We start from the raw sequence: 25204 nt of genomic DNA, 5'->3' as shown, positions 1-25204 counted from the left end.
CGATATGACTCAGCCTGCTATTTCCATGATCGTTGCCCGTTCGCGCAACCATGTCATCGGTCGTGATAACCAAATGCCTTGGAAGATCTCTGCTGACCTGCAGTTTTTCAAAAAAGTGACTATGGGTCATCCTGTAATTATGGGTCGCAAGACTTGGGAGTCCATTGGTCGGCCATTGCCTGGACGGCGCAATATTGTCATTAGTCGCAATCCCGATCTGCAACTCACTGGTGCTGAAGTCGTAGATTCATTAGACGCTGCCCTCAATAGCTTGAGCGAAGTCCCCCGTGTTTTTGTCATCGGCGGTGAGCAAATATTTACTCAGGCTTTTGCTAAAGCAGACCGCCTTTACCTGACTGAAATTGAGATGGATGTAGAGGGTGGCGATACCTTCTTTGAAGTTCCTAACCCAGCGCAGTGGCAAGAGGTAGAGCGCACCCCAAGTTCAGAAGGTGAGATTCACTTTAGTTTCGTAACGCTGGAGCGCAAATAATTTCGCGCTCCTTAATCTAAAGAATTAATTTCCGCCGACGGTCATCGATCCAATCAAGATCGAACCAGTTTCTTTAGTGCCGCGAATGAGTGAGTCACTACCGATCATCTGAATATCTAACAGCATCTCCTTGAGATTTCCGGCGATCGTTATTCCCTCGACTGGATACTGAATCTCGCCATTCTCAACCCAATAACCAAAAGCCCCGCGCGAGTAATCACCAGTCACGTAATTTACGCCCTGACCCATTAGTTCAGTGACTAGCAAACCTTTACCCATTGCTTTTAGTAGCGCAGGTAGGCCGCCTCGAGGCGTCTTAGTGCTGCTTAAATTCAGATGATGCGAACCACCAGCATTGCCTGTGGTTTTCATGCCCAGCTTTCTGGCTGAGTAAGTGGATAAGAAGTAGCCCTCAAGAATGCCTTTATCCACTACCGTACGAGCAGACGTCTTCACGCCCTCCTCATCGAACGGAGCACTACCAGTCAAGGATTTGAGATGGGGATTTTCAAAGAGGCTGATGTGCTTTGGCAATACCTGTTTACCCAAGCTGTCCAATAAAAAGCTTGAGCGGCGGTACAGCGCGCCACCCGAGACAGCCTGCACCAGTCCACCCAATAGGCCCGCAGCTAAGGGGGCTTCAAAAATCACTGGGCAACGGCGGGTAGTTAGTGAACGTGCATTTAAGCGAGACAGCGCACGCTGTGCAGCATATTGACCAATGGCGGCTGGATCAGCTAATTCTTGGGGGTTGCGTGAGCTGGAGTACCAGTCATCTCTTTGCATTAGCCCTTTTTTACCCAGCTCACTCGCAATGGGTGCGCAAGAAATGTAATGACGAGAAAAGGGATAACCCCCCATAAAGCCTTGCGTGGTTCCCATTTTGAAATGCGCGTGGTGAGTTGATACGGAGGCGCCATCGCTATTTTTAATTTGCTTACTCACTGCAAATGCCGCACCTTCAGATGCGCGGGCGATATCAATTGCGGTAGCGGAATCTAGCTCCCAGGGATGAAATAAATCCAAGTCCAGTGGATGCTTTTCAAGCAGTTCTTTTTCAGCAGGGCCAGCAAATAAATCCTCTGCCGTATGCTGGGCGATGTGATAAGCGGCCTCTACAGTTGCTCGTAAGGAGTCTTTAGAAAAATCACTCGTGCTGGCATTGCCGCGATGGTGTCCAAGAAAGACCGTCACGCCGACTTGCTTGTCCAGACTCTGCTCGATCGTCTCAACTTCGCCCTTGCGTACGGTTACTGAGAGGCCCTGCCCCTCGGAGATCTCCGCAATGGCATCCGAAGCCCCTTTGAGGCGCGCTTCAGCGAGCATGAATTCAATAATTTCTTCAAACTGATTGGGTGTATATGTAAACATGCCCTCAATAATAGCTAGAATATCGTCATGAAGCATATCGACGCTTGGAATCGCTCCACTCCCAATGAAATCAAAATTGGCCTAATCTCCATTTCTGATCGGGCAAGTCAGGGGGTCTATGTGGATGAAGGCATTCCTGCGCTGCAATCTTGGCTCCAAAACGCACTACTCACACCCAGTGTTTTTCATGAACGCTTAATTGCCGATGAACAGGAAATCATTACCAGCACCATTATTGAACTGGTGGATCAGTTAGGCTGCGATTTAGTCCTCACCACAGGCGGTACAGGCCCTTCGCGGCGCGATGTCACCCCTGAGGCCACCATCGCCGCTGGAACGCGGGAGATGCCCGGATTTGGCGAGCAAATGCGGCAAATTAGCTTACGTTTTGTACCCACCGCCATTCTTTCTCGGCAAACTGCAGTAATACGGGAGATTGAGGGTCACGCTGCCCTCATTATGAATCTGCCTGGACAACCCAAGGCCATCCAAGAAACTTTAGAGGGCCTCAAGAATGACGATGGCAAAGTCATCACCCCAGGAATCTTTGCCGCTGTTCCCTACTGCATCGACCTGATTGGTGGGCCGTATATTGAAACGAATGAAGCTGTCATTAAGGCCTTTAGACCAAAAAGCGCTTTAAAGAAATAATCCCCTTATTGCGGGAGCGGGACAATAAACTTGTCGCGGTAGTACTTCAGCTCTTCAATAGATTCTTCAATATCCGCTAAGGCGGTATGCGCCTGGTTTTTAGTAAAGCCTTTGACTAATTCAGGGTGCCAGCGTTTGCAAAGTTCTTTAAGCGTCGAAACATCGATATTCCGATAATGAAAATAAGCCTCTAACTTGGGCATGTATTTCGCCAGGAAGCGCCGATCTTGACCGATCGTATTGCCACACATCGGTGAGATACCCGCCTTAATGTATTGCTTGAGAAAAGCAATACATTCTGCTTCGGCTGTTGACTCGTCCAAAGTGGAGGCTTTGACCTTATCAATCAGACCCGAACGCCCGTGGGTACCCTTGTTCCAGGAGTCCATTGCATCCAACACCACATCGTCTTGGTGAACCACCCAAACAGGGGCAGTAGCAATCGTATTGAGGTGCGCATCGGTCACGATGATGGCAATTTCTAAAATGCGCTCTTTTTCAGGGTCTAAACCGGACATTTCCATATCAACCCAAACGAGGCGCTCGCTTGCTGGAGCTGTTTTTTCAGCGGGTGTCGTGCTTAGTGAATTCGTTATTTCGTTCATATCTATAATGATCTCATGACTTTCACAATCATCTTCCTCATTGCCTTCATTGCCAGCTTTGGCTTGCGCTACTGGCTCGCCCAACGTCAAATCCGCTTCGTCGCCAAGCATCGCGTTAGCGTGCCTGCCGAGTTTGCCAGTCAAATTACTTTGGCTGACCATCAAAAAGCCGCTGATTACACTGTCGCCAAACTCCAACTTGGTATTTTAGAGAGTGGCTTGGGCGCCATCGTTCTAATTGGGTTTACGCTCCTCGGGGGCTTGCAAATCCTCAACACCTTCCTTCTGGAATCATTGGGACCTGGCATTGTGCAACAGATCGCCTTGTTGATCTCGATTGTTTTGATCTCTGGCGTGATTGATCTACCCTTCTCTTGGTACAAACAATTTTCTCTCGAAGAGCGCTTTGGCTTTAATCGCATGACTAAATCTCTGTTTTTTAGTGACATGGTTAAAGGCGCTGGACTGGGGGCCGTGATTGGCATTCCGTTGCTGTGGATCGTTTTAAGTCTCATGGCCCGAGCGGGTGATTTCTGGTGGCTTTGGGCTTGGGGCGTGCTGTCTGTCTTTAGTTTGCTGATGCAGTGGATTTTTCCTAGTGTGATTGCGCCGATTTTCAATAAATTTCAAGCACTTGAAGAGGGCGCCCTCAAAACCCAAATAGAAGCCCTCTTAACGCGCTGTGACTTCGCCAGCCAAGGTCTCTTTGTCATGGATGGCAGCAAGCGAAGTGCTCATGGCAACGCCTTTTTTGCTGGTATGGGTAAAGCCAAGCGGATCGTCTTCTTTGATACCTTAATTGAAAAACTAAATCCAGGTGAGGTTGAAGCGGTCTTGGCGCATGAGCTAGGTCACTACAAATGCAATCACATTCGTAAACGGCTACTGGTTTCATTTGCCATGAGCTTTGCCATGTTTGCCATTCTGGGGTGGGTCAGTGCGCAACCCTGGTTTTACTCTGGCCTTGGTGTCATGCCCAATCCCAGTGGGTACAACGGCGGTCTTGCATTAGCCCTATTTATGCTAGTTGCACCGGTATTTAGCTTCTTCCTAACGCCTCTTTCCAGTCTAAGCTCACGTAAACATGAATATGAAGCGGATGGTTTTGCAGCTGAAAAATCTTCTGCGAATGATTTGATTTCCGCGCTAGTAAAGTTGTATCAAGATAATGCGTCGACCTTAACTCCCGATCCAATCTATACGGCTTTTTATAGTTCGCACCCCCCTGCCCCACTACGTATTGCGAACCTGAAACGCTTAACTTAATTGGCGATGGAACAACTACATGCGCTATTGACTGCTTCTTATGGAAGGCACTATTTAGCGCAGCGCTTGGTAAAGGATGAGCGCGGTCATGAATCCCCAGCGGGTGAGTTAATTCAGGTTAGTACCCCAGCAAAGCAACATATTGGCGCAGTTGGGGATCGACTCCTCATTGAGATGACGTCTCTTAATCAGGCACGCATTATTCGGATTGAGCCTCGAGAGAATCTGCTCTATCGCTCAGATGCATTTAAAAGTAAGTTGATCGCTTCAAACGTAGATCAAATATTAGTAGTGCTTGCTACACAACCAGCGTTCTCCCCCGATCTTTTGGGCAGAGCTGTGGTGGCAGCCGAAGCCAATCAAATTGGCTTGCATATCTTATTGAACAAATGCGACCTCAAAGACAATCTCGAGCATGCTCGGAAAATCATCGCGCCCTATGCTCGCATGGGCTACCCAGTGAGTGAGGTCTCTGCCAAATTTGACGCTGAATCGATTCAAGCTTTACAAGCAGCCATTCAAGGCAAGGTCTCGGTGTTTGTTGGTCAATCGGGCATGGGTAAATCGAGCCTACTCAATGCCTGGGTACCTAATGCCGCTGCCCTTACACAAGAATACTCGGTGCGCCTCGATACGGGCAAACACACCACTACCGCTTGTCGCTATTTTGAATTACCTGAGGCTTGGGGTCGGGGCGCCAATGGCAAACTGGGCGCCCTCATTGATTCTCCAGGGTTTCAAGAATTTGGCTTAGCGCATATGTCTGTCAGTGAGCTCGAGCATGCCTTTAGAGAATTCAAAGATCTGCTTGGCCAATGCCATTTTCATAATTGCGCACATCAGACTGAGCCGGATTGCGCCGTTCGAGCAGCTGTTGACCGCGGTGAAATTGCTCCGGAAAGGCTGGCACTCTTTAGGCAGTTACGCTCAGACTCAAAAACTGCAGATACGCAAATTCAGGGGATTAGCCAAGCCAAAGAGCGGTGGTCGTCATTAACAATAAAGCCATCCAAACGATAACCAAACGCCAAACTAAGCCCACTGCGGAGCGCATCGCACGCTCATTGGGTTCTGAGCCCACTTCATAAATCACTGGCTCACCTGCTTCCGCCATCAGCAATGCTTGATTGCTATCAGGCGCACTCAGGGGCTCACCAAGACGGACACCCAAGGCGCCGCTACCGGAGGCTAAGATTACTGCAGAAAGAGTATCCGACCACTTGGAGGTCAGGTGGCGCCAAGAATAAACGGCACCTTCAAAATTGCCTACAACGGCAAAGCCAATTGCGGTGATGCGCGCAGGGATCCAATCTAAGACATAGAAAAAATGACGGGCGGCTTCACTTAAATTAAAGTCCCCTTTTTCAGACCAACGCTGTGCCGCAGTAAATGCCAAGCGATACAACACCATTCCTGCTGGGCCCATCGGCATTAAAAACCAAAACAAAACACCGAACACATGGTGATGAGAATCTAAGATGGCGCGTTCAAGCGCCAAAGAAATCACATCGGTTTCACTCAAGTTGGTCGCATCCAATTCGGGGCCATACCACTCCATCAGCGCCACACGGGCGCCAGGCAAATCATGGCACTTAATTGCTTCGTGTACCAAAGTAAAGGAGTGGCTAAATTGCCGAAAGCCGAAGAACAAATAGGCGATGAGTACATTCCACAGAAATGCCAAGATGGGATAAGTCAACATGCAAGTGACATAAACACCAAAGACAAAAAAGGTCGGCAGAATGAGCGCTACCAAACAGGCCAGCCTAGCGCCAATTGGGCTGGCACCTGCCTCAGTCTTACCACCAAATTCACCAGCAACCCAATCTAGCCAACGGATGCTGATACGCCGAATCCAATGACTAGCCGTTACCGGACGATACTGCTCGGCTATGAGGGCGAAGAGGATAGAAAAGAAAGTCATACTTTTAATAAATGATATAGGTTTCGTAACATTCCTGCAGTTGCTCCCCAGATAAAACGATTCTCATAAGGCATGGAATAAAATCGGCGACTGCCTTGGGCGCTCTGCCACACCCGCACCTGATGGTTGGCTGGATCCATCAAAAATCCCAAGGGAACCTCAAAGATATCTGCTACCTCGAACGCATCTAGAGGATATTCTGACTGAGGTTGCACAAAACCCACTACTGGCGTGACGCTGTAGCCCGAGACTGTTAAATATTGGGGGAGATGGCCAACGATGCGGACATTCTCCCGCTGCAAGCCGATCTCTTCCTCGGATTCTCGCAAAGCGGCATCATCTGGCCCGCTGTCCTCTGGGTCTATGCGGCCACCTGGAAAACTAATTTGACCGGCATGATCGTGCAAGTGATCCGTTCTTTGCGTCAATAGCACGCTTAAGCCCTCTGGCTTTAGTAACAAAGGAATTAGCACTGCAGCCGTAGTAACTTTGCCTGCCGCCTTGCGCTGAGAAATAATATCGGCCGCAATCACATGGCGATTCTCATCCGTAATTTCTGGCTGCCAAACGGGTGGATTTTGAAAGCGATGTTGGATGCCGGCCTCACTTAATAAAGCTGCGGCTACCTGAGGTTGATCGGCACAAACGCGATCAATGGGAACACCCGCAGCATCAAAATGCAATGGCACGCCAATATTGATTGGATGTTGCTCTGGCTGCGCGGTTTTAGTCATGAAGCTATTTTAGGACAATAAAAAAGGCGACCTAAGCCGCCTTCTTTTTTATGGTGCCGTAATTACTCAGCAGCTGGAGCATCTACAGTCTTTACCTTACGTGCAGGCAACTTCTCTTTAATACGAGCAGATTTACCTGAACGATCGCGCAAGTAATACAACTTGGCACGACGCACATCACCACGACGCTTCACTTCGATACCAGCGATCAAGGGTGAATAAGTTTGGAATGTCCGTTCAACGCCTTCGCCAGAGGAAATCTTGCGCACGATGAAGCTGGAATTGAGACCGCGATTGCGCTTGGCAATCACAACGCCTTCAAACGCTTGAGTACGCTTACGTGTACCTTCAACGACGTTTACACCGACAACAACAGTGTCGCCAGGAGAAAAGCTTGGCAGCGTTTTGTTGGCTGTAAGACGAGCAATTTCTTCTTGCTCAATTTTTTCTATCAAATTCATAATCAATCCTTAAACATCTTGTCAGCGTTTAATCCCGAGACTTTCATCAGCGGACCAGACAGAGGATGTAGTTAATACCATTTCACTAAACCAAAAATAAAACGCTTTATTCGAAACTGAAATTACTCACAGCGTACGAAGAAATTGCTCATCTTCCCGGGTTAGCAACCCATTTGCTCGGGCCACTTGAATCAAATCGGGCCTAAGCTTCAACGTCAGCTCTAAAGACTTTTGCCGACGCCAGTCCGCTATTTTAGCGTGATGTCCGCCTAAAAGCACGTCTGGCACGGATAAATTTTCGTATATTTCCGGGCGCGTGTAGTGGGGATGATCCAAAAGACCATTTACAAAGCTATCTTGCACAGCAGATTCGCCGTCACCCAAAGCTCCAGGAATAAGGCGAATGACTGCATCCATCATGCTCATGGCAGGCAATTCCCCGCCAGAAACCACAAAATCGCCTATTGAAAGCTGTAAATCCACATTGCGCTCAACAAAGCGTTGATCTACCGCTTCATAGCGACCACAAATAAAAGTGAAATTACCCCGCGTCAGAATATCGGCGGCTAACTTTTGCGAAAATACCTCCCCTTGTGGCGCCAATAGGCAAATAGGCCCAGAAACAACACTTTGAGACTGATGCGCTGCTTTGATGGCTGCAAGAGTGCCCTCTAAGGGCTTGGCCATCATGACCATCCCTGGTCCGCCGCCATAAGCCCGATCATCGACTGTTTTGCGTGGGTCCGTACAAAAATCCCGCGGATTCCATAAGTTGACGCTGGCTAAACCCTGTTCGCAGGCTCGGCCAGTAATGCCCCATTGCGTTAGAGCTGAGAACATTTCTGGAAAGAGGCTCACAACGTCAAAACGCATGGTCAATATTTTATTAATTAGTTGTTGATTGAAAGCAGTTTGACCTACAGCCAATCTGCCTGCCAATCTAGTGTGATTAACTTGTTCGGCAAATCTACCTGATGCACGATTTCTTTCACAAATGGCACTAGGTATTTCACTGCTTGAGATTCTGCATCTCCAATAGCAATCACCCCATGGGCGCCGTTATCCGTCATCTCAATGACATCGCCTAGACTCTCACCTTGGAGATTATTGACCTGGCAGCCGATGAGATCGACCCAGTAATAACTATCACTCTCCACCTTAGGAAACAGTTCGCGCCCCACCAACAGACGCGCTCCCTTTAAGGCCTCAGCCTGATCTCGATCCGCAATGCCATCTAAAGCGATCAGAACCGTACCGCTGTGGAACTTAGATTGCTTTACGCGGTATAGGCGCAAAGAGGCTGGCTCGAGAGAGGGATCAACACCAGCACTGCGGCGTGGAATAAGGGAAAGCCAAATTTCTTTGCAGCTCAAGAGGGCAACTGGATCAGACGCATGTGGTCGAACCTTAATTTGCCCCTGCAAGCCTTGGGCATCTTGCACAACGCCAAGCTCTATCAATTGATCCAAGGTAGGTGGATTTGTCATGAGACCAAGCTCTTACCCTGAAATAGCACTGCTTGTTATTTCAATCACCAAAGACTTTGTCATCGAAAAAGTCTTTGGTAATGAAGTCCTTAAACAGCAGGATTGTTTTTGATCAAACGAGATACTGTTGGTGAAATTTGCGCACCAACGCCAGTCCAGTAAGTCAAACGGTCTTGAGCAATGCGCATTGCTTGCTCGGACTCAGCTGCTTGTGGATTGAAATAACCAATACGCTCGATAAAGTTCGAGTCGCGACGATTGCGCTTGTCAGTAGCCACAATGCTGTAAAAAGGGCGCTTCTTTGAACCGCCGCGTGCCAGTCGAATGACGACCATACTTATTCCTTAAAATCTAAAATGAAAACAGGCTGTAAACAACCCACTGAAATGATTACCCAATTTTTGAGCCTGCAACACTAGGCAAATCGATCTTTTGAATGATTAGTATTGCGGAAAACCTCATATTCTAGACGAAAACTGCTAATTCATCCACCTTAATTAATGCTGATGTTGCTTAGGGAGTGAGTAGAATAGAAACAAGCAATATTCAATATAACCAATAAAAACAATGACTTGCAAAATTTTTATGCCCAAAAATACGCCTGCTGGACCCAAAAAAAGGTCTTTAAATAGGCTATTTCTTGGTATTTCCTGCCTAGGATTGGCGTTTTTAACCGCCTGCGCGAACGTGATTCCACCTTGCGGAGCAAAAACAAGCCCCCCAAGTAGCGAATTCAGAAATACCAAATGGGAACTAGTGCGCTGGAATCTGCCGCCCAATGGATTAGGCGAAGTCAGCGCTCGCCAAATTCCTCAGGGTGAGGCAAGCAACCCGATTTACCTTCAGTTTGATAGCAACGGCACCCGACTCAGCGGCTCAACAGGCTGCAATCGGTTCACTGCGGAACTCAGTGAGGATGCCCGCGGCTTTACTTTAACTCGCATTGCCAGTAGCAAAATGGCCTGCAGTCCACAACGGATGCAATTAGAAAATGACTTCCTCTACGAACTCAATGACTATCGCAGCATCGTACGCAATGGAGATCAACTACTCATGATTGGCACCGATCGCGAAGTACTCAGCTTTATGCAGCGCCCTAATTCAGCTAAATAATGAAAAAATACAAACTACTCTTTTGCGCCTTGGGCTTATTTTTGCCAGGAACCGGCCTCAACTGCTTCTACTTAAAAGGGATTCGTTTCTTTTGGGGATGGGCCCAGTTATTTGCCTTGATCGGCGGAATCGCTGGCTGGTTACTACTCAAAGAAGCGCACTTTCATTCTGCGCCAGGTTGGGTTCTCATCACCTTTGGCTTTATCGCTATTGAAGCGAGCTGGCTTACTACTATCGCCCTTGGTTTGCGGCCAGACGAAAAATGGGATCAGCAATTTAATCCCGGACTAGATCCTCTAAATGCAACGCAATCAGGTTGGCCCGTCATCCTCACCGTCATTTTTTCCCTAATGCTGGGTGCTGGGGTAATGATGACCTTTCTTGCAATTTCGTTTGAGCAATTTTTTATCTCTCAATTACAAGAAGCAAAAAAGTTGTCTCAATAAAGTGGCGGTTGACTGATTGCCTAGCTAAATATCTGCCAGCGCTTTGACGTGAGCAACGACGCTGCGCCCTAAGGCAGACAGGTTGTAACCCCCCTCAAGGCAGCTTACGATCCTACCTTGCGCATAGTCATTGGCAACTTCTTTTAAGCGCTTAGTCATCCAGACGTAGTCATCCTCTACCAGCCCCATTTGACCGAGGTCATCCTCGCGGTGGGCGTCAAACCCAGCAGAAATAATGATCAGCTGCGGCTCAAAATCCCTGAGGCGCGGCAGCCATTGTTCTTCGACAATAGAGCGCACCACATCACCACGTGTCGTGGCAGGCAAGGGCACATTCACCATATTGGTAGCGCCATCAAGACCGCTGTAGGGGTAAAACGGATGCTGAAAGAAGCTGCACATTAAGACATTGGGGTCGTTAAAAAAAGCTGCCTCAGTGCCATTGCCGTGATGAACATCAAAATCAATAATCGCAACCCGCTCAATCCCATATTGTTCCATTGCATAGCGAGCAGCGATGGCGACGTTATCGAAAACGCAAAAACCCATTGAGCGGGTTGGCTCCGCGTGGTGACCCGGTGGGCGTACTGCACAAAATACATTTTCCACCTCACCCTTCATCACCGCATCCACTCCCGCAATAGCAGCGCCAGCTGCACGTAGAGATGCCTGCCATGTATATGGATTCATAATCGTGTCGCCATCCAGCATGTGATATCCGTTACTTGGAGAGCACTCCTTAACAAACGCAACATGCTCGGGGCTATGCACTAATTCCAACTGGTCTTCTGTGGCTAATGGCGCTTCTAAATGCTGTAAAAAGCCGTCCACACCGCTTCTAATCAGCTGATCATTGATTGCTTGGATTCGCTCTGGACACTCTGGATGGTGGCTACCCATCTCATGTTTGAGGAAATCGGAGTGCGTTATGTATCCTGTAGTCATGACACTGCTTTCTGAATAGATATACGATGCTATTAAATAATCAAACGCGCTCAGTTTAACGCCCAATAACGACACTACTACTTATGAATTTTCAAGCCTTCCGTTACCTGCTCTTATTGTTGCTGGCTCTATTCTTAAGCGCTTGCGGTAGTGCCCCAACACCTAAAAATACTCCAAACGAATCCATTTCAAGCCAAGCTGAGGATACAAGCTCCGAAGTGCTTTTTTATCAGAACCTCAATCAGCTTCTGAAGCAGGTCTCGCAAGATCAAGGAATTCCGCTACCCATACTTGAGGCTAGCTTCTTGGATACTAAAACGATTCCGTCGATTCGCAAATTGGTATTACCCCCATCTGTGACGTTTAAAAAGAATTGGACTGCGTATCGCAAACGCTTTATTGAACCCATCCGTATTAAGGCTGGTAAGGCCTTCTGGGATGAAAATAGGGCCTACCTACAACAAGTTGAGCAAGAGTCTGGTGTGCCTGCTGAGGTGATTGTTGCCATCATCGGGATCGAGACTATTTACGGACGACAACTGGGGAACTTTAGAGTTAAAGATGTCCTATCGACCCTAGCATTCAGCTATCCAGATACCCCCAATAAGACAAGTCGTGAACAGTTATTCAAAAAGGAACTGCAAGAATTAGTCTTGCTGTGTTGGTCTGAAGCTGGCGGTAGTTTGCCTGCCAATAATCAGATTCAAGGCCTAAATACGAGTTACCTCAATGCCTGCCTAAACCAAAATAGCTCATATGCAGGTGCCATTGGATTACCCCAATTTATGCCCAGTAGTATTCGACAATATGCTGTCGATGGCGATGGCAATGGGCGCATTGATCTCAAAAAGAGTCCCAAGGATGCGATTGCCAGCGTTGGTAGCTTCCTCAAAAAACATGGCTGGCAACCTGGGATGCCTATTTATTTCCCAGTCCAAGAAGATAGTCTTTCAGCGACAAAATCTCTGGCAGATGGCGAGCCTCAACTTAAACAAACTGTTGAAGATCTGATTCAGCGGGGGATTCTTAAACCAGCACAAGGTGACTTACAAGCGGGGGGAGTAGCCCCTCAGAGCAAGGCTTTAATAGTGGACTTGCCTTATGTAGATCAAGATGGAATAGAACAAGTGCGCTACCTAGTGGGTTTAAATAACTTCTTGACGATTGTGCAATACAACCGAAGTTACTTTTACGCGCAAAGTGTTGCTGAATTTGCCGAAGCTTTAGGATTTAAAAATGTAAGCGCGGTACCGACATTGACCCCCGCTTCGGAAAAGCCCAAGAAACTGGCGCCACCAAAAAAGAAGCGGCCTACTTAGGCAGGAAAAACCCCGGTCGATAAATAGCGATCACCTCGGTCACACACAATAAATACGATCGTTGCATTTTCTACTTGGCGGGCAATACGCAAGGCGACTACCAAGGCTCCACCAGCGGAGATGCCGCAGAAAATGCCCTCCTCGGAAGCTAGGCGCCGAGCCATCTCTTCAGCATCTGCCTGAGAAACGTATTCAATCCGGTCAATCGCATCTCCTTGATAGATTTTGGGCAAATATTCAGGTGCCCACTTACGAATACCCGGAATCTGCGAGCCCTCTTCGGGCTGCACCCCAATAATCTGAATGGCGGGATTCATCGACTTGAGATAGGTAGAGACACCAGTAATCGTGCCAGTGGTCCCCATGGACGATACGAAATGCGTCACTTGACCGTCGGTATCCCGCCAAATCTCCGGCCCAGTTGTTTCCAAGTGTGCGCGAGGATTATCAGGATTAGCAAACTGATCAAGCAATCTACCTTTACCCTGCTTTTGCAATTGCATTGCATAGTCACGCGCAAATTCCATGCCGCCAGAAGCTGCAGTCAAAATCAGTTCGGCACCATAGGCAGCCATGCTTTGACGGCGCTCAATACTTTGATTTTCTGGCATGACGAGTAACATTTTGTAGCCCAACATTGCAGCAGTCATTGCCAATGCAATGCCAGTGTTACCGCTGGTAGCTTCAATTAAAGTGTCGCCAGGTTTAATTTCACCGCGCTCTTGGGCACGCATGATCATGGACAGCGCGGGTCGATCTTTCACCGACCCTGCAGGATTGTTACCCTCCATCTTTCCCAGGATCACATTATTTTTACTGTTGTTCTCTAAACCCGGAATGCGTTGTAATCGAACTAAGGGCGTGTTGCCCACAGTTTGTGCAATGGTTAAGTAGGAGGGTGTGCTCATAAGACCATTTTAGCCATAAGCAGGGTCATACATACAAACGCTTAATTTCGACGAGCTGGTCCCGTACGATCTGCCTGATGGCGCGAGCCGCCTTGATTACGCGATCCACGTCTACTAGCACCTGAGCCCTCTTTATTGGTGCGTCCGTTTGGTTCACGGTAGGAGCTTGGCGCCTCAATGGTCAAACCATTGTCGACCATCTTTTCAACGGATTTCATGCCAATGCCGCGTACCCGCTTTTGGAGGTCATTGGCATCTTGAAAATGGCCGCCGTCAGAACGCTCTGCAAGGATTGTTTTCGCTTTTGCTGGACCAATCCCTTTAATACTCTCCAGCTCGGACTGAGTAGCCGTATTGACATTCACTGGCGATGCGCTTGCTATAGAAAAATTAACACTGCCTAATGCTAATAAACTGGTGAAAGCGCAAGCCTTCATCAAGCTCTTAAAACTACTTTTCTTAAAAAATTGAACCATTTATTCTCCTTTGATAAATAAAAAAATCCACACGCAGTTAATGCGCATGGATCATTCATAACGAAGGAAAACGGTTGGGGTTGACTGCTTTAAAGTGCTTAGAGTGGGTTGGCTAAATAATCCGCATTGGCTGATAGCCAGTCAATATAACGGCTGACACCCTGCTCCACATTCAGGAAGGGCTCCGCATAACCAGCTGCCCGTAGTTTAGTTAAGTCGGCCTGAGTAAAGCATTGATACTTTCCTTTAAGCGCTTCTGGAAAGGGTATGTACTCCACAGCCTTGATGTTCACTAACTCATCTATGCCCAATGAATTAGCACCATCTTGCTTGCGCAAGGCATTCACAACCGCGTGTGCAACATCATTAAATGGTTGAGCTTGACCACTACCAAGATTAAAGATGCCGCTCACTTGCGGGTGATCTAAGAAGAAAAGGTTTACCTTGACAACATCTTCTACAGAAACAAAGTCACGGCTTTGCTGACCCGCTTCGTAACCACCATACTCACCAAACAATTTGACGAGTCCGTCTTTTTTGTACTGATGGTATTGATGAAAGGCCACCGAGGCCATACGACCCTTGTGAGACTCACGTGGTCCGTAAACATTAAAGTAACGGAAGCCAACCACCTGAGCGGTATTGGCGTTTTCAACAAAGCGTTTGCGCATCACCTGATCGAACAAAAACTTGGAGTAGCCATAAATATTGAGAGGCTTCTCACACTCACGGCTCTCTACAAAAGTATCAGAGCCGCCATAAGTCGCGGCAGATGAGGCGTAGAGCAATTGAACCTTCTGAGCAGTGCAGATATCAAGCAAATCCATGGAATAGCGATAGTTGTTGGCCATCATGTAAATGCCATCAGTCTCCATCGTGTCAGAACAGGCTCCTTCATGAAAAACAGCCTGCACCTTACCAAAACGACCACTCTTAAATGCTTGCAAGAACTCATCTTTATCAAGATAGTCAATGATGTCGAGATCCGCTAAATTGCGATATTTATCAGCAGGACGTAGATCATCGACCGCAATGATATTTTTCTCGCCACGGGCGTTGAGAGCCTGCACGATATTGGCACCAATAAAGCCGGCCGCTCCAGTTACGATAATGGTCATTGCAATTCCTCTGAGCTTACAGTCGCTGTTCCTAATTTACCGACAACAATGCCGCCAGCGCGATTGGCTAATGCCATCGCTTTTTCTAACGGCCATTGGGCTGCTAGGGCAACCGCCAAAGTAGCGATCACGGTATCGCCAGCGCCAGATACATCAAAGACTTCACGCGCTTGGGCTTTGACGTGACTTACGCCAGCGTCAGTAAATAAACTCATGCCTTCTTCGGAGCGTGTGAGTAATAAAGCCTTTAAGTCAAGAGAGCGGCGAAGCTCTTGGGCTTTGTGAGTCAACTCTTCTTCGGTAGACCAATTGCCTACAACTTGACGCAACTCGCTACGGTTAGGAGTGAGTACGGTGGCGCCGCGATATTTAGCATAGTCGTCGCCTTTGGGGTCTACTAAGATGATCTTATTCTGAGCACTTGCCTGCTGAATCATTAAAGCCACTTGACCCAAGGCTCCTTTGCCGTAATCCGACAAAATCACTACATCGCTATCACCAACCAGTTTTTCATAGCGCTCAAGCTTATGAGCCAAGGCAGCTTCACTCGGAATCTCTTCAAAGTCTAAACGGATCAATTGCTGCTGACGCGCAATCACGCGCAACTTTACTGTCGTAGGTACTTTGGAATCAATTTCTAAATGACTTTGAACGCCACTCGATTGCAGTAATTGTTCAACGCGTTGACCTGAATCATCATCACCCACCACACCCAATATAGTGGTTTGAGCCCCTAGCGCGGCCACATTACGGGCTACGTTAGCAGCGCCACCTAAACGCTCTTCTACCTTAGCAACCTGTACAACCGGCACAGGTGCTTCAGGAGAAATGCGGTGGGTATCGCCAAACCAATAACGGTCAAGCATGACATCGCCCACTACTAATAAGCGGGCTTGGGAGAATTGTTCGCGGTTCGCTTTTTCCAAAATGGGAACGATCTTTCTAATCTTTGTTTCTAGGCTTAATTATGACGGCCAATACCTTGGTACTCAATACCCAATTCAGTCATGGCTTGTGGCTCGTAGAGGTTACGGCCATCAAAAATAATAGGATGCTTCAGCTTTTGCTTAACCACCTCAAAGTCCGGACTTCTAAATGCTTTCCACTCTGTGACAATCACGAGTGCGTCACAATCGTCAATTGCTACCATGTAGTCATCTACTAAAGTGACTTGCTTTAAACCTGCAGGATTACCCTTAAAGTCGACATCGAGGCAATGGCGCGCTTCGTTCATGGCAACGGGATCGTAGGCGACCACTTGGGCGCCGCGCTTGACTAACTCCTGAATGATGACACGGCTTGGCGCTTCGCGCATATCGTCGGTGTTGGGCTTAAAAGCTAGACCCCAAAGAGCAAACTTCTTACCTGCTAGGTCTTTGCCAAAACGCTTTTCAATCTTTTCCACCAAGGTGTACTTTTGCGCCTCATTGACTGCTTCAACGGCATCAAGAATCTTCAGATCACGGCCATACTCAATCGCGGTTTTAGATAAAGCAGAAACATCTTTAGGGAAGCAAGAGCCACCGTAACCGGTACCAGAATATAAAAAGCCATAACCAATGCGAGAATCTGAACCGATCCCTTGGCGGACTGCTTCAATATCGGCGCCTACTAAGTCGGCCAAATTGGCCAACTCATTCATAAATGAGATACGGGTCGCTAGCATTGCATTAGCGGCGTACTTAGTAAGTTCGGCGCTTTTGACATCCATGTAATAGGTACGCTCATGATGACGATTAAAAGGGGCGTAGAGCTTGCGCATCTCTTCTTTGGCATGCAGGCCAGCTGGCGAGCTCTCCGTGCCAATCACAATGCGATCTGGGCGCATAAAGTCTTCTACTGCAGCGCCTTCTTTCAGGAACTCAGGGTTTGAAACTACAGAGCAAAGTTCTGGATCAATCTTGCGCTTGACCAACTCTTCTTTAATCGCGGCAGTGACCTTATCCGCAGTGCCAACAGGCACGGTCGACTTATCCACAATCACTTTAGCCGTGGTCATGTTACGCCCGATATTACGTGCTGCCGCTACGACATACTGCAAATCGGCCGAGCCATCTTCATCAGGAGGAGTGCCAACAGCAATAAACTGAATATCGCCATGGGCTACTGAGGCGGCAATATCGGTAGAGAAATGCAAACGTCCTGCAGCGCGATTACGCTCAATCATCTCTTTGAGACCTGGCTCATAGATTGGCACACCACCTGAATTCAGAATCTCGATTTTTTTAGGGTCCAAGTCTAAACAGAACACATTGTTGCCTTGCTCCGCAAGACAAGCGCCAGTAACTAAACCGACGTATCCACTACCGATAATGGTGACTTTCATAATGACTCCGAAGATTGATGCATTTTGATGGTTTTATTACAACTAAGTTACATGACAAATTGAATACTATAACTACATCGATGGGCCGCTTGGAACGGCACCCTCACTCCGCCTCGGAGAATATGCCTCCCAATGACTGCAGCCAGGACATTGCCAATAAAAACGTCGCGCCCGAAAGCCACAGTTATTGCAGGTATAGCGAGCCAAACTGGTAGTGCGCTGCTTTAAGAGGCTCAACGTTGCCTTTAAGTCAGAAATTCTTTCGGCTGAACCGTGGTCGTTCGCTAATGCTAAGCGGGTTTCAGCAAGCTTAGATAAAGCACTCAAGCTCGGTGAATATTGCATCACCTCTACCAGCATCACCTCGGCAGCCTGCGGACCCCGAATCTGGGTCATGTGCTTTTGCACGATATCTAGTAACTCACCAGAGGCCTGAGTTTTCAATAAAGGGCAGAGGCGAGATAAGCCCTCATCTGCTTTGTTCAGGGCGGTATGTGCCGCCATCCAGCGATCCGCCAATAAGTGCATATAAGCAGGGTGGGTTTGTGCAATGATTCCCCAAGCTTCAATAGCTTCAGCGGGACGGCCTAGCGCAACCAAGTAATCCCCCTGCAAAATCAATGCACGAGCATGATTCGGAATCGCCACTAGCGCCTGCTTTATCGCAGCATCTAACTCAGCTAGGTTATTGCTTTGTAATGCTTCTTGCCCCAACTCGCAGTAAAACTGAGCTATCTCAGTTTGATGTGACTTCTGCTGCAAAGCCTCTAACTCATGCGCGGCAACGATGGCTTTTTTCCAGTCGCGTTCAACCTGATACATTTCCAGCAGGCTTTCTTTCGCAGGCGCTGCAAACTTCCCCTCACCAACTCGATTTAATGAAGCCTCCGCACGGTCCAGCAAGCCAGCCCGTAAGAAATCACGTCCCAATTCATAAGCTGCGCGATTACGATCGCGCGGCTTAAGATCATCGCGCTCGGCCAAATGTTGATGCACCCGAATAGCACGCTCGGTTTCACCACGACGGCGAAATAAATTTCCTAAAGCAAAATGCAGTTCAATGGTTTCTGGATCCAATTGGGCGATCTTGACCAAGGTTTCAATTGCCTGATCGGGTTGCTCATTCAGTAAAAGGCTCAGACCTTTAAATGTGGAGCGCTGTTGACGCAGTCTCTCCAACTCATCCATACGATTCTCAAGACGCAAGTCCCAACGCGAAGCTAGCCAACCTAAGCCAAAGAGCACTGGTAAGACGAGTAGCCAGGAAGTAGCAAGATGAATCATGCTTTAGTGGACTTGAATAAAAAAATGGCCCAAGTGGACCACTGCTTCAGCGCTAAATATCTAGGCACCGGAACCCTCTTTGGGGCCCGCTTGTTTTAACGGCTTGTAATCAACCCGTTCACGCAACTCTTTACCGGGCTTGAAATGAGGCACACGTTTTTCAGGGATCAGTACCTTCTCACCTGATTTTGGATTGCGGCCAGTACGTGCAGAACGATGATGCAAAACAAAGCTACCTACTCCACGCAACTCAATACGCTTGCCTTGGGCGAGCGCATGGATCATGGTATCTAATAAAGTCTTCACGGCCAACTCCACATCCCTAGGAAGAAGCTGCGGGAACTGCTCCGCTAAGCCCTCCACTAATTCGGAGCGCGTGATTGCTTGTTGCTCTTGATCTGACATGATCTTTCAATACAAAACCACCGCCCTCCCATTGGAGGGCGGCGATATTGATTTAGCCTTGATTGTCCATCTTTGCTTTTAACAAAGCGCCCAAGTTGGTTGTGCCGGACTGCGCATCACCTTGGAGTTTGCTCATAGCATCTTGTTGGTCAGAGCTGTCTTTTGCTTTGATTGAAAGATTGATCACACGTGACTTACGATCGATATTAATAATCATCGCTGTAACGCTGTCGCCTTCTTTCAATACATTGCGAGCATCTTCAACGCGATCTGTGGAGATCTCAGAGGCACGCAAGTACGCTTCTACTTCATCAGCCAAGTGAATGGTGGCGCCTTTAGCATCGACTGCTTTAACAGTTCCTGTTACGAGACTACCTTTATCACTTACAGATGTGTAGTTGTTGAATGGGTCGCCAGACAACTGCTTGATACCAAGCGAGATACGCTCTTTCTCAACATCAATTGCCAACACGGTTGCCTCAACTTCATCACCTTTTTTGTATTTCTTCACTGCTTCTTCGCCAGGCTCATTCCATGAGATGTCGGAGAGGTGTACCAAACCATCGATACCGCCAGGCAAGCCAATGAAAACGCCAAAGTCGGTAATCGACTTGATGGCGCCAGTCAACTTGTCGCCTTTTTGCTGAGCACGTGAGAATTCTTCCCATGGATTTGCTTTGCACTGTTTGACGCCCAAGCTAATACGACGCTTGTCTTCATCAATATCCAAAACCATGACTTCAACTTCGGTTCCCAATGCCATCGCCTTACTTGGAGCAACGTTCTTGTTGGTCCAATCCATTTCGGAAACGTGTACCAAACCTTCGATACCGCTCTCGATTTCAACGAACGCGCCGTAGTCAGTCAGGTTGGTTACTTTGCCGAATAAACGGGTATTTGGTGGGTAACGACGTGCAATACCGACCCATGGATCATCACCCAGCTGCTTCACGCCAAGTGAAACACGGTTCTTCTCTTGATCGAACTTCAAAATCTTCGCGGTGACTTCTTGACCAACTGTCAACATCTCGCTTGGATGACGCACACGACGCCATGCCAAATCGGTAATATGCAAGAGGCCATCAATGCCACCGAGGTCTACGAACGCGCCGTAGTCAGTAATGTTCTTCACGATACCTTGAACAACGCTACCTTCTTTGAGGTTAGACATCAACTTGGCGCGCTCTTCGCCTTGGCTAGCTTCAACCACTGCGCGGCGTGATAACACGACGTTATTGCGCTTACGATCCAGCTTGATAACCTTGAACTCCATCGTCTTACCTTCGTAAGGGCTGGTGTCTTTAATTGGGCGTGTATCAACCAATGATCCAGGCAAGAATGCGCGGATACCATTAACCATGACAGTCAAGCCGCCTTTAACCTTGCCAGTAACAGTACCGGTAACGATTTCAGCTTGCTCGAGCGCCTTTTCTAGGTTCATCCATGATGCCAAGCGCTTCGCTTTATCACGGGATAAGATGGTATCGCCATAGCCGTTTTCGAGGGCATCGATTGCGACAGAAACGAAATCGCCAGGAGCAACTTCAATCTCGCCAGCGTCGTTATGGAATTCTTCAACAGGAATAAACGCTTCAGACTTCAAGCCAGCGTTAACAACGACGAAGTTATGGTCGATGCGAAGGACTTCAGCCGAAATAACTTGGCCGGTCTTCATATTCGATCGGGTTAATGATTCTTCAAATAATTCTGCAAATGATTCAGACATGTATGTTCACTTTGTGCCGTCAGAAGGCCCGACGGGTTAGATTAAAAAAGCCCTTAGAAACACGCTAAATTAGATAATCGCGTTGTAGAGTTTCCAAAGACACCAAAACTACTACTTTACTGCTACCACTCGGTATCAAGGGTTTTTTGCTTGATACCAATCTAAAACTGCTTGCACTGCTTGATCAATCGATAATTCCGAGGTTTCAAGCACTAGCGCGCCGTCCGCTACTACCAAGGGTGCTGCGCCTCGACTACTGTCTCTGGCATCGCGCTCCTGTAAATCTTCCAGCAAGTTTGTTAGTTTAGCAGGAATTCCCTTAGCTATCAATTGCTTATACCGACGTTCTGCTCTGGCAGCGACACTGGCGGTCAGGAAAACCTTGAGGATCGCATCCGGAAAGATCACGCTCGCCATGTCTCTACCATCCGCTACCAAGCCTGGGGAGACCCTAAATCCATGCTGGACCCCAACCAAAGCCTGCCTGACCTCTGGATGAACGGCAATAGTCGATGCCAATAATCCAATGTCTTCCGTACGAATGGCTTCAGTGACATCTTCAGAATTGAGCAAAATCAGTCCATTTTTGAAGGAAATCAGCAGTTTTTGAGTCAAATCCCCTAATTCTTGGGGATGATGAGGATCTATGCCCTCTTTTTTACTTGCGAGGGCCACCAAGCGATAAAGCGCGCCGCTGTCCAGATAGTGAAAGCCCAACTTTTCAGCGACTAGTGAGGCAACGGTGCCCTTGCCAGACGCAGTTGGACCATCAATAGCAATCACAGGGGGTAGGAATACATCACCCATACTCAGGCTACTACCGCATTAAATTCAGTGAAATAGCTCGGAAAGGTTTTAGCGACACAGCTTGGGTCATTAATTTTTAAGGCATTTGGGCCAAAAGCTGCTAAAGAAAAACACATCGCCATGCGATGATCATCATAGGTATCGATTCCCTCAACTGGTACTTGCCAGCCCGAAAGAGTCTGTGGCGCTTCGATCTCAATATAGTCAGCACCCTCTTCTACGAGTGCACCAACCTTACGCAACTCCTTAGCCATTGCCGCAATGCGATCGGTTTCTTTCACACGCCAACTAGCGATTTGATTGAGTCGAGTTTTTCCTTCGGCAAATAAAGCCAAAACCGCTAAGGTCATCGCTGCATCAGGAATAGCAGTGCAGTCCAAGGTGATGCCGTTAAGCCTGCCATTGGCATTGTTCACGCCAGTCACTTCAATCCAATCGGGTCCCGATAACACCTTAGCGCCCATCAATCCCAGCGCATCAGCGAATGCGACATCGCCTTGAATGCTGTCTCTACCCACGCCTAATACTCGCAGAGGGCCTTTGCCAATTGCGCCGAGAGCTAAAAAATAAGAAGCTGAAGAGGCATCACCTTCAACGGCTAAGCTACCTGGACTTTCATACACCACTGATGAAGTCTTTTGCGGGATAATGAAGGATTGCGAATCTGGGCAAGCAACAATCACTCCAAAGCGTGCCATCAACTTCAACGTAATATCGATATAGGGTTTTGAGATCAGCTCACCGACCACCTCAATACGGATTGGCTGGTCAGCGACCAATGGTAAGGCCATGAGTAAAGCGGTCAAGAATTGGCTTGAGACATCACCGCGTACTTTGACGACCTCTTTAATCTGAATCTGCGCTGCAGAAATCACAATGGGCGGATAGCCCTCTTGCAACTCATAAGTAATCTGGGCGCCAACTTGACGCAGCCCATCCACCAAATCCCGAATAGGTCGCTCGTGCATACGAGCCACACCGGATAAGCGGTAATCGCCGCCCTGCATTGCCAATGCGGCTGTTAATGGACGAATGGCCGTACCCGCATTGCCCATAAAGAGATCAGCCGAGCGCACCGGAAATACTCCGCCACAACCGTTCACCACACAAGTTTGATCCGCATGATCAGTCACGCTCACGCCCAATGCACGCAAAGCATTGCGCATCACCTGCGTGTCATCTGCATCCAAGAGATTGTGTAGCGTTGTCGTGCCAGCGGAAAGTGCGGCCAGCAACAAGACACGATTAGAAATACTTTTGGAGCCCGGCAAATGAATAGATCCCTCCGCTCGGGTAAGGGGGCCCAGCTCGACAAACTCACTAACACTCATTCCTTCGAGCCCAAAGTATTGCGTGCCTGGCTGGCTTTAGTAAACATTTTCTCAAGCCCAGAAGCATTGTTATCTGCAATCAATTGGCGCAGATGCCCCAGAATCGCCATGTACTGATCCAACTCTTGCAGAATGGCCGTGCGATTACCTAAGCAGATATCACGCCACATTTCTGGGCTAGAGGCAGCAATGCGCGTGAAATCCTTAAAGCCAGCACCCACATGCTGTAACTTCTGCTCGCCATCCTCAGAGTTGAGCACGCTCACCATTAAGGAGTACGCAAGCAGGTGAGGTAAATGGGATACCGCCGCGTATATAGCATCGTGCTGGACAGCAGAAATCTTTTTGACATGAGCGCCAACCGCCTGCCAAAAGCCTTCGATTAAATCGATATCTTGTGCAGAATTTTCTTGCAGCGGACAAATAATGGTTTGCTTGCCCTGAAATAAATCGGCTCTTGCGGCACTCGCACCGTGTTGTGCTCCACCCGCAATCGGATGGGCAGGCACAAATTGACACACCTTCTTACCCAGCACTTCTTTAGCTGCCAAAATCACATCGCCTTTGGTGCTTCCAGCATCCGTGAGCATGGTTTTGGGTTCAAGGTAAGGCTCAATAGTGATGAAGGCGGCACGCATCTGAGCAACGGGAACACACAACACAATCACATCAGACTGTTTGGCTGCTTCGATTAAATCCACCACTTGATCAATCGCACCCATCTGTAGCGCCTGATCTAAATTCGCTTGACTACGCCCCACTCCCAAAACACGTTGTACGATGCCAGCTTGCTTTAGGGCTAAACCAAGAGAGGCACCAATTAAACCCACACCCACAATGGCGACAGTACCGTATTGATTTTTAGCAGCGATGTTTGTCATTTCGTTGAACTCACAATGTCACGCAGTGCTTGAATAAAAGCAGCATTTTCCTCTGGCAAACCAATGGAGATACGTAGCCACTGAGGCAGACCATAGTTACCCACTGGGCGCACAATGATTCCGCGCCTGAGTAATGCCAAGTTCATCTGCGCACCCGCGCCATCATCATCGCCCACCTTAACCAAGACAAAATTGCCAGCTGAGGGTAGATAAGGTAAATGAAGTTCATCAAACGCCTGGGTCAACTGCGCCAAACCAGCACGGTTGAGTTCATAGCCCTGCTGCAAAAAAGCTTCATCTTGTAATGCGGCAACTGCGGCTGCTTGGGCTAGGCTGTTGACATTAAATGGCTGACGAATACGATTAAGTAAATCCGTCAAAGCTGGTTGTGCTACACCGTATCCTATTCGCAAGCCCGCCAAGCCATAGGCTTTAGAAAAGCTGCGTGACAAAATCAAGTTTGGGAAACGCTTCACCCAAGCGATTGCGTCGTAACGCTGTTCAGGCGCTAAATATTCGTTATAGGCTTCATCCAGAACCACCACCACGTGAGGTGGAACCGCCACTAAAAAGTCTTCAATCTCTTGAGCAGACAAATAACTGCCAGTGGGATTATTCGGGTTAGCGACAAATACTAATTTTGCTTTTTCGCCTGAGGCAATCACCGCCCTAAGCATCGCTGGCAGATCATGTCCAAATTGTGCAGTTGGGTCGACTTCGATGGCTTTAGCCCCAACAGACTGCGAGGCTAAGGGGTAAACAGCGAAGGCATGGCGCGAAAAAATAATTTCATCACCCATCTGCGCTACTGCGCGGGCAGATAACTCCAAAATATCGTTACTACCATTGCCCAAGGTGATCCAATCCGTTGGCACTCCTAAGCGTGCGGATAAGACTTGCTTTAATTCAAAACCATTGGAGTCGGGGTAGCGTCCCAGCTCGTTAGCAGCTTTGAGCATGGCTTGCTGGGCAGACTTTGGCATACCCAAGGGATTCTCATTGGATGCCAACTTCACGATCTTACTTTCGTCAAGGCCGTATTCCCGTGCGACCTCGCTAATGGGTCGCCCGCCAACATAAGGCGCAATGGCTTGAATATGTTTAAGGCCTAACTTCTTTGTCATGAA

At 48.2% G+C, this 25204-nt stretch carries 27 protein-coding genes and 1 pseudogene; 7 read left to right on the top strand and 21 right to left on the bottom strand.

What is annotated here, in order from left to right; genetic code table 11:
• Positions 1-4: 4 nt before the first annotated feature.
• The gene (locus CP950_RS02455) at positions 5-493 is read left to right on the top strand and encodes a dihydrofolate reductase (protein WP_096672250.1); all 489 of its coding nucleotides are present in this window, start codon (positions 5-7) and stop codon (positions 491-493) included.
• 24 nt (positions 494-517) lie between these two features.
• On the opposite strand, the gene pmbA is transcribed toward CP950_RS02455, so the two are convergent.
• Positions 518-1864, bottom strand: coding sequence for a metalloprotease PmbA (gene pmbA, locus CP950_RS02450; RefSeq protein WP_096672421.1), 1347 nt, complete (start codon positions 1862-1864; stop codon positions 518-520).
• A gap of 27 nt (positions 1865-1891) precedes the next feature.
• Between pmbA and mog the strand changes: the two genes are divergently transcribed.
• Positions 1892-2515 carry a molybdopterin adenylyltransferase gene (mog, locus tag CP950_RS02445; RefSeq protein ID WP_096672249.1) on the top strand — a complete coding sequence of 208 codons (624 nt, stop codon included), beginning with the start codon at positions 1892-1894 and terminating at the stop codon, positions 2513-2515.
• Positions 2516-2520: 5 nt separating this feature from the next.
• Here mog and orn read toward each other — a convergent pair whose 3' ends face one another.
• On the bottom strand, positions 2521-3120 hold the full coding sequence (orn, locus tag CP950_RS02440; protein WP_096672248.1) for an oligoribonuclease: 600 nt from the start codon (positions 3118-3120) through the stop codon (positions 2521-2523).
• Between the two features lie 15 nt (positions 3121-3135).
• On the opposite strand from orn, the gene CP950_RS02435 reads away from it, so the two are divergent.
• Positions 3136-4386, top strand: coding sequence for a M48 family metallopeptidase (locus CP950_RS02435; RefSeq protein ID WP_096672247.1), 1251 nt, complete (start codon positions 3136-3138; stop codon positions 4384-4386).
• Positions 4387-4392: 6 nt separating this feature from the next.
• On the top strand, positions 4393-5406 hold the full coding sequence (rsgA, locus tag CP950_RS02430) for a ribosome small subunit-dependent GTPase A (RefSeq protein WP_096672246.1): 1014 nt from the start codon (positions 4393-4395) through the stop codon (positions 5404-5406).
• Here the strand turns inward: rsgA and CP950_RS02425 are convergent.
• From CP950_RS02425 to rpsP, 6 genes are all read right to left on the bottom strand, one after another.
• Complete coding sequence (locus CP950_RS02425; protein ID WP_096672245.1) at positions 5351-6310, bottom strand: CobD/CbiB family protein; 960 nt, start codon at positions 6308-6310, stop codon at positions 5351-5353. The genes rsgA and CP950_RS02425 overlap by 56 nt on opposite strands.
• Positions 6307-7044 (bottom strand): CoA pyrophosphatase, encoded by a 738-nt coding sequence (locus CP950_RS02420; protein ID WP_096672244.1) that lies wholly within the window; start codon positions 7042-7044, stop codon positions 6307-6309. Before CP950_RS02420 ends, CP950_RS02425 begins: the two co-directional genes overlap by 4 nt.
• 62 nt (positions 7045-7106) lie before the next feature.
• Complete coding sequence (gene rplS, locus CP950_RS02415; protein WP_096672243.1) at positions 7107-7505, bottom strand: 50S ribosomal protein L19; 399 nt, start codon at positions 7503-7505, stop codon at positions 7107-7109.
• Positions 7506-7631: 126 nt separating this feature from the next.
• Complete coding sequence (gene trmD, locus CP950_RS02410; protein ID WP_096672420.1) at positions 7632-8378, bottom strand: tRNA (guanosine(37)-N1)-methyltransferase TrmD; 747 nt, start codon at positions 8376-8378, stop codon at positions 7632-7634.
• A 44-nt stretch (positions 8379-8422) separates the two neighbouring features.
• Positions 8423-8992 carry a ribosome maturation factor RimM gene (gene rimM / locus CP950_RS02405; RefSeq protein ID WP_096672242.1) on the bottom strand — a complete coding sequence of 190 codons (570 nt, stop codon included), beginning with the start codon at positions 8990-8992 and terminating at the stop codon, positions 8423-8425.
• Positions 8993-9081: 89 nt separating this feature from the next.
• Complete coding sequence (gene rpsP / locus CP950_RS02400; protein WP_096672241.1) at positions 9082-9327, bottom strand: 30S ribosomal protein S16; 246 nt, start codon at positions 9325-9327, stop codon at positions 9082-9084.
• A 250-nt stretch (positions 9328-9577) separates the two neighbouring features.
• On the opposite strand from rpsP, the gene CP950_RS02395 reads away from it, so the two are divergent.
• Both CP950_RS02395 and CP950_RS02390 read left to right on the top strand, forming a co-directional pair.
• Positions 9578-10105 carry an META domain-containing protein gene (locus CP950_RS02395; protein ID WP_096672419.1) on the top strand — a complete coding sequence of 176 codons (528 nt, stop codon included), beginning with the start codon at positions 9578-9580 and terminating at the stop codon, positions 10103-10105.
• Positions 10105-10551 (top strand): hypothetical protein, encoded by a 447-nt coding sequence (locus CP950_RS02390; RefSeq protein WP_096672240.1) that lies wholly within the window; start codon positions 10105-10107, stop codon positions 10549-10551. The genes CP950_RS02395 and CP950_RS02390 overlap by 1 nt, the downstream gene beginning before the upstream one ends.
• 24 nt (positions 10552-10575) lie before the next feature.
• Here the strand turns inward: CP950_RS02390 and CP950_RS02385 are convergent, their stop codons facing one another.
• On the bottom strand, positions 10576-11496 hold the full coding sequence (locus CP950_RS02385) for a histone deacetylase family protein (protein ID WP_096672239.1): 921 nt from the start codon (positions 11494-11496) through the stop codon (positions 10576-10578).
• 83 nt (positions 11497-11579) lie between these two features.
• Here CP950_RS02385 and CP950_RS02380 point away from each other — a divergent pair, with 83 nt between their 5' ends.
• Positions 11580-12815, top strand: a complete 1236-nt coding sequence (locus CP950_RS02380) for a lytic murein transglycosylase (RefSeq protein ID WP_096672238.1) — start codon at positions 11580-11582, stop codon at positions 12813-12815.
• Here CP950_RS02380 and cysM read toward each other — a convergent pair.
• The 12 genes and pseudogenes from cysM to hisC form a co-directional block, all read right to left on the bottom strand.
• Positions 12812-13723: a cysteine synthase CysM gene (gene cysM / locus CP950_RS02375; protein WP_096672237.1), complete on the bottom strand. Its 912-nt coding sequence runs from the start codon at positions 13721-13723 to the stop codon at positions 12812-12814. The two genes, CP950_RS02380 and cysM, sit on opposite strands and share 4 nt — an antisense overlap.
• 41 nt (positions 13724-13764) lie before the next feature.
• Positions 13765-14199: a ComEA family DNA-binding protein gene (locus CP950_RS02370; RefSeq protein WP_243391892.1), complete on the bottom strand. Its 435-nt coding sequence runs from the start codon at positions 14197-14199 to the stop codon at positions 13765-13767.
• A gap of 98 nt (positions 14200-14297) precedes the next feature.
• Positions 14298-15317 carry an ADP-glyceromanno-heptose 6-epimerase gene (gene rfaD, locus CP950_RS02365; protein WP_096672236.1) on the bottom strand — a complete coding sequence of 340 codons (1020 nt, stop codon included), beginning with the start codon at positions 15315-15317 and terminating at the stop codon, positions 14298-14300.
• Positions 15314-16243, bottom strand: coding sequence for a D-glycero-beta-D-manno-heptose-7-phosphate kinase (gene rfaE1 / locus CP950_RS02360; protein ID WP_096672235.1), 930 nt, complete (start codon positions 16241-16243; stop codon positions 15314-15316). The genes rfaD and rfaE1 overlap by 4 nt, the downstream gene beginning before the upstream one ends.
• A gap of 35 nt (positions 16244-16278) precedes the next feature.
• On the bottom strand, positions 16279-17643 hold the full coding sequence (locus CP950_RS02355) for a UDP-glucose dehydrogenase family protein (RefSeq protein ID WP_096672234.1): 1365 nt from the start codon (positions 17641-17643) through the stop codon (positions 16279-16281).
• Between the two features lie 72 nt (positions 17644-17715).
• The gene (gene lapB, locus CP950_RS02350) at positions 17716-18927 is read right to left on the bottom strand and encodes a lipopolysaccharide assembly protein LapB (protein ID WP_096672233.1); all 1212 of its coding nucleotides are present in this window, start codon (positions 18925-18927) and stop codon (positions 17716-17718) included.
• Between the two features lie 66 nt (positions 18928-18993).
• Positions 18994-19332, bottom strand: a pseudogene (locus CP950_RS02345) (integration host factor subunit beta); the annotation flags it as partial.
• Positions 19333-19384: 52 nt separating this feature from the next.
• Positions 19385-21058: a 30S ribosomal protein S1 gene (gene rpsA, locus CP950_RS02340; RefSeq protein WP_096672231.1), complete on the bottom strand. Its 1674-nt coding sequence runs from the start codon at positions 21056-21058 to the stop codon at positions 19385-19387.
• A 135-nt stretch (positions 21059-21193) separates the two neighbouring features.
• Positions 21194-21865, bottom strand: coding sequence for a (d)CMP kinase (cmk, locus tag CP950_RS02335; protein WP_096672230.1), 672 nt, complete (start codon positions 21863-21865; stop codon positions 21194-21196).
• A 2-nt stretch (positions 21866-21867) separates the two neighbouring features.
• On the bottom strand, positions 21868-23196 hold the full coding sequence (gene aroA / locus CP950_RS02330) for a 3-phosphoshikimate 1-carboxyvinyltransferase (RefSeq protein ID WP_096672229.1): 1329 nt from the start codon (positions 23194-23196) through the stop codon (positions 21868-21870).
• Positions 23193-24077, bottom strand: coding sequence for a prephenate dehydrogenase (locus tag CP950_RS02325; RefSeq protein ID WP_096672228.1), 885 nt, complete (start codon positions 24075-24077; stop codon positions 23193-23195). The genes aroA and CP950_RS02325 overlap by 4 nt, the downstream gene beginning before the upstream one ends.
• Entirely contained in the window at positions 24074-25201 is a 1128-nt protein-coding gene (gene hisC / locus CP950_RS02320) for a histidinol-phosphate transaminase (RefSeq protein WP_096672227.1), read from the bottom strand. The genes CP950_RS02325 and hisC overlap by 4 nt, the downstream gene beginning before the upstream one ends.
• Positions 25202-25204 lie beyond the last annotated feature (3 nt).

This window comes from Polynucleobacter meluiroseus (assembly GCF_900205755.1).
GTDB lineage: Bacteria > Pseudomonadota > Gammaproteobacteria > Burkholderiales > Burkholderiaceae > Polynucleobacter > Polynucleobacter meluiroseus.
This window is presented reverse-complemented; position numbering and strand designations above follow the sequence as displayed.

Coding starts and splice junctions, on each gene's coding strand:
- CP950_RS02420 (WP_096672244.1), bottom strand. CDS start 7,044: ATGACTAAAACCGCGCAGCCAGAGCAACATCCAATCAATATTGGCGTG.
- CP950_RS02355 (WP_096672234.1), bottom strand. CDS start 17,643: ATGAAAGTCACCATTATCGGTAGTGGATACGTCGGTTTAGTTACTGGC.
- CP950_RS02380 (WP_096672238.1), top strand. CDS start 11,580: ATGAATTTTCAAGCCTTCCGTTACCTGCTCTTATTGTTGCTGGCTCTA.
- mog (WP_096672249.1), top strand. CDS start 1,892: ATGAAGCATATCGACGCTTGGAATCGCTCCACTCCCAATGAAATCAAA.
- lapB (WP_096672233.1), bottom strand. CDS start 18,927: ATGATTCATCTTGCTACTTCCTGGCTACTCGTCTTACCAGTGCTCTTT.
- aroA (WP_096672229.1), bottom strand. CDS start 23,196: ATGAGTGTTAGTGAGTTTGTCGAGCTGGGCCCCCTTACCCGAGCGGAG.
- trmD (WP_096672420.1), bottom strand. CDS start 8,378: ATGCGTTTTGACGTTGTGAGCCTCTTTCCAGAAATGTTCTCAGCTCTA.
- CP950_RS02435 (WP_096672247.1), top strand. CDS start 3,136: ATGACTTTCACAATCATCTTCCTCATTGCCTTCATTGCCAGCTTTGGC.
- cmk (WP_096672230.1), bottom strand. CDS start 21,865: ATGGGTGATGTATTCCTACCCCCTGTGATTGCTATTGATGGTCCAACT.
- CP950_RS02390 (WP_096672240.1), top strand. CDS start 10,105: ATGAAAAAATACAAACTACTCTTTTGCGCCTTGGGCTTATTTTTGCCA.
- CP950_RS02425 (WP_096672245.1), bottom strand. CDS start 6,310: ATGACTTTCTTTTCTATCCTCTTCGCCCTCATAGCCGAGCAGTATCGT.
- rsgA (WP_096672246.1), top strand. CDS start 4,393: ATGGAACAACTACATGCGCTATTGACTGCTTCTTATGGAAGGCACTAT.
- CP950_RS02370 (WP_243391892.1), bottom strand. CDS start 14,199: ATGGTTCAATTTTTTAAGAAAAGTAGTTTTAAGAGCTTGATGAAGGCT.
- hisC (WP_096672227.1), bottom strand. CDS start 25,201: ATGACAAAGAAGTTAGGCCTTAAACATATTCAAGCCATTGCGCCTTAT.
- rimM (WP_096672242.1), bottom strand. CDS start 8,992: ATGACAAATCCACCTACCTTGGATCAATTGATAGAGCTTGGCGTTGTG.
- rfaD (WP_096672236.1), bottom strand. CDS start 15,317: ATGACCATTATCGTAACTGGAGCGGCCGGCTTTATTGGTGCCAATATC.
- orn (WP_096672248.1), bottom strand. CDS start 3,120: ATGAACGAAATAACGAATTCACTAAGCACGACACCCGCTGAAAAAACA.
- cysM (WP_096672237.1), bottom strand. CDS start 13,723: ATGAGCACACCCTCCTACTTAACCATTGCACAAACTGTGGGCAACACG.
- CP950_RS02325 (WP_096672228.1), bottom strand. CDS start 24,077: ATGACAAACATCGCTGCTAAAAATCAATACGGTACTGTCGCCATTGTG.
- rpsP (WP_096672241.1), bottom strand. CDS start 9,327: ATGGTCGTCATTCGACTGGCACGCGGCGGTTCAAAGAAGCGCCCTTTT.
- CP950_RS02385 (WP_096672239.1), bottom strand. CDS start 11,496: ATGACTACAGGATACATAACGCACTCCGATTTCCTCAAACATGAGATG.
- CP950_RS02455 (WP_096672250.1), top strand. CDS start 5: ATGACTCAGCCTGCTATTTCCATGATCGTTGCCCGTTCGCGCAACCAT.
- rpsA (WP_096672231.1), bottom strand. CDS start 21,058: ATGTCTGAATCATTTGCAGAATTATTTGAAGAATCATTAACCCGATCG.
- rplS (WP_096672243.1), bottom strand. CDS start 7,505: ATGAATTTGATAGAAAAAATTGAGCAAGAAGAAATTGCTCGTCTTACA.
- pmbA (WP_096672421.1), bottom strand. CDS start 1,864: ATGTTTACATATACACCCAATCAGTTTGAAGAAATTATTGAATTCATG.
- CP950_RS02395 (WP_096672419.1), top strand. CDS start 9,578: ATGCCCAAAAATACGCCTGCTGGACCCAAAAAAAGGTCTTTAAATAGG.